The 3023-nt window shown below is 61.9% G+C and carries 3 protein-coding genes; all 3 read right to left on the bottom strand.

Features of this window, described 5'->3' with window-relative positions; all coding sequences use genetic code 11:
• Entirely contained in the window at positions 1-1002 is a 1002-nt protein-coding gene (locus J2X19_RS25865) for an ABC transporter ATP-binding protein (protein WP_310377333.1), read from the bottom strand.
• An 18-nt stretch (positions 1003-1020) separates the two neighbouring features.
• Complete coding sequence (locus J2X19_RS25860; RefSeq protein WP_310377331.1) at positions 1021-2088, bottom strand: carbohydrate ABC transporter permease; 1068 nt, start codon at positions 2086-2088, stop codon at positions 1021-1023.
• A 10-nt stretch (positions 2089-2098) separates the two neighbouring features.
• The coding region (locus J2X19_RS25855; protein ID WP_310377329.1) for a carbohydrate ABC transporter permease at positions 2099-3023 on the bottom strand (925 nt) is incomplete at its 5' end.

The following is a 3023-nucleotide window of genomic DNA, read 5'->3' as shown; positions in this document are numbered from 1 at the left end:
TTACAACCGTAGGCCGTTGGAATCAAAGCAGTGCAGCTGCTCCGGCGGTGCGCTGACGCACACGGTGTCGCCGCGCTGGATGGTGGTCTGGCCGTTCAGAATCAGCTCGAAAGGCGCATCGGGCACCACGTGGCCATGCAGGATGCTAGTGCTGCCCAGCTGTTCGACCTGCTTGATCTTTAGCTGCAGCGGCCCGCTGTCGGCCAGCTGCGCGTGTTCGGGGCGGATGCCCACGGTGTGCGTGCCGGGTAGGGCGCTGGGGAATTCAGCCGCGGGTACAAAGTTCATGCGCGGGCTGCCGATGAAGCCGGCCACAAACTGGTTGCAGGGCGTGTTGTACAGCTCCAGCGGCGTGCCCACCTGCTCGATGCGGCCGGCGCGCAGCACCACGATCTTGTCGGCCATGGTCATGGCCTCGACCTGGTCGTGGGTCACATAAATCATGGTCGCACCCAAGCGGGCGTGCAGGTCGCGGATCTCGGCGCGCATGGAGACACGCAGCTCAGCATCCAGGTTGCTGAGGGGTTCGTCGAACAAGAACAGCTTGGGTTCGCGCACGATGGAGCGCCCGATGGCCACGCGCTGGCGCTGGCCGCCCGAGAGCTGCGTCGGCTTGCGCTGCAGCAGCGGGCCCAGTTGCAGCATGGTGGCGGCGGCGGTGACCTTGGTTTCGATGACCGCCTTGGCCACGCCCAGGTTTTCCAGGCCGAAAGCCATGTTGTCGTACACGCTCATATGTGGATACAGCGCGTACGACTGGAACACCATGGAGCAACCCCGGTGTGCGGCCGTGACCTCGTTGACGCGCTGGCCGTCGATACGGATATCGCCGCTGGTGGCGGGCTCCAGGCCGGAGATGATGCGCAGCAGGGTGGATTTACCACAACCCGATGGGCCGACAAACACCACAAATTCACCGTCGGAAACGGCCAGGTCCACACCATGGATGATGGTGGTCTTGTCAAAGCTTTTGACAACGTTGGAAAGTTCTAGAGTAGCCATGGGAGATTCCTAGACGGGTTACTTCACACCGGCGCTGGCGATGCCGGTGGCGATGTATTTCTGCAAGAAGGTGAAGACCAGGCTGATCGGTATCAGCGTGATGACGGTCATGGCCAACAGGTAGTGCCACTGGGTGTTCAGTTCGCCCTGGAAGGCGTTGAGCGCGAGCTGCAGCGTGAACTTCTCCGACTTGGACAGCACGATCAGCGGCCAGAGGAAGTCGTTCCAGCGCCACATGAACGAGAAGATGGCCAGCACCGCCATGGCCGGAGCCGACAGCGGCAGGATGATCTTCCAGTAGATGCGCCATTCGCTGGCGTTGTCCATGCGCGCGGCTTCCAGCAGCTCGTCGGGAATGGTCAGCATGTACTGGCGCAGCAGGAACACCCCGGTGGGCGTGGCCACCGCCGGCAGGATCACGCCCCACAGGTTGTTCAGCAGGTTCAGTTCCGAGATCACCAAAAAAGCCGGCACCAGGATGATGGTGGGCGGAATCATCAGCGTGGCGATGATCAGCACAAACACCGTCTTCTGCCCGGTGAACTGGTACTTGGACAAGGCGAAGGCCGCCATCGAGTTGAACAGCAGCGTGAGGATGGTGGCCACCACGGTGATGAACACGCTGTTCCACAGGTAGGTGCCAAAGGCGAACTTGCCGAACAGTTCGGTGTAGTTGCCGCTGGCGAACTTGAGTTCGTTCACCGGCTGGCGGTCGTTGATGTTGACGCGCAGCTCGGTCTGCGGTGCGGCCGGGTCGACCATGGTGGCGACCAAGCCGATGCGGCGCACCTGGGCCAGCTCCCGGGTCTGGCCCTGCTCGTCCTTGGCGCGGAACAAGGGCAGCGGTTTGTCGAAGCCGGCGACCACCACCTCTTTCTGGCTGTAGGGCAAAAAGGTCGGCGGGAACTGGCTGATCGCGCTTTCGGTCTTGAACGACGACATCACAAGCCAGAGCACCGGGCCGAACATGACGATGAGGCCGGCCAGCAGGTAGGCGTAGGAAACCCAGTCGGTCCAGTGCAGGCCTGAACCGCCATATTTTTGGCCTGGTTTGTCCGAATACTTGCGGGTGAGGAAGTTAGCCATCTCTGTGTCCTTATTTCTTGACCTTGCCGGCTTCGCTGGCCTTGGACAACCGCAGCTGCGCGAGCGTCAAAGCCATCAGACCGGCGGCGAGGATCAGTGAGGCTGCGGCGGCCAAGCCGTACAGATGGATCTGCTCGGCAAAACCGGTCTGGTAGATGTACTGCACGATGAAGGTGGTGGCCGAGCCCGGGCCACCACCGGTGAGCACGAACACTTCGTCGAAGCTCTGCACTGCGCGGATCATCACCAGCACCAGCACCACGATCAGATTCGGCATCAACAGCGGCAAGGTGATGCGGCGCAGCACGCGAAACGGCGGCGCGGCGTCCATCTCGGCGGCTTCGTACACATCCTTCGGGATCGCCTGCAGGCCGGCCAGCAAGATCAGTGTGTAGAAACCCATGTGGGCCCAGATCGACACCACCACCACCCAGAAAAAGGCCCAGTGCCGGTCGAGCAGCCAATCCATGGGCTGTGAGCCCAGGGCCACCAGGCCGGCGTTGAACACGCCTTGGCTTTGCAGCAGCCATTTCCAGATCAGTGCCACCACCACCGGCGACAGCAGCACCGGGTAGAAAAACACGCCGCGCCAGAAGCCCCGGCCGATGATCTTGCGGTTCAGCACCAGGGCCGTGACCAATGAAAAGAACAGCATCAGTGCCACCTGGATGACGCTGAACTTCATGGTGTTGAAGATGGAGCGCCAGAAGATGTCGGTGCGGCAGCTTTGCAGGTCGCTGTAGTCGCGGCATTCGAGCAGGATGGAGAAGTTCTCCAGCCCGGTGAACGGCCGCTGTGTCGGCAGCAGGTTCACCCCGCCCGTCACCGCGTAGACCAGGTTGATGACAATCGGCAGGAAGGTGAAGATGCCAATCACCACCAGGTTGGGGCCAACAAACAGCCAGCCGATGCGCGAGGCGCCCAGCCATTTCTGG

This window comes from Rhodoferax ferrireducens (genome assembly GCF_031458075.1).
GTDB lineage: Bacteria > Pseudomonadota > Gammaproteobacteria > Burkholderiales > Burkholderiaceae_C > Rhodoferax_B > Rhodoferax_B ferrireducens_A.
Note: the sequence above shows the minus strand (reverse complement) of the source record. Positions and strands in the feature narration are given on the sequence as shown.